The organism is Sporosarcina sp. USHLN248 (assembly GCF_037144575.1).
In the GTDB taxonomy this organism is placed as follows: domain Bacteria; phylum Bacillota; class Bacilli; order Bacillales_A; family Planococcaceae; genus Sporosarcina; species Sporosarcina contaminans.
In genome coordinates this window covers 1-251 of record NZ_JBBCZC010000122.1, presented here as the reverse complement: position 1 = coordinate 251, position 251 = coordinate 1, and the positions used below count along the sequence as shown (strand labels likewise).

The 251-nt window shown below is 58.2% G+C and carries 1 rRNA gene; it reads right to left on the bottom strand.

Annotated elements, in window-relative coordinates:
• Positions 1-251 (bottom strand): 23S ribosomal RNA (locus tag WFH04_RS18220); the annotation flags it as partial.

Genomic DNA, 251 nt, shown 5'->3' with positions numbered 1-251 from the left:
CGATCACCTTAGGATTCTCTCCTCGCCTACCTGTGTCGGTTTGCGGTACGGGCACCTCCCGCCTCGCTAGAGGCTTTTCTTGGCAGTGTGAAATCAGGGACTCCGGGGACAATTCCCCTTGCCATCACAGCCCAGTGTTATAGGAACGGGATTTGCCTCGTTCCACACCTCACTGCTTAGACGCGCATGACCAACAGCGCGCTCACCCTATCCTACTGCGTCCCCCCATTGCTGATAACGGCGGGGAGGTG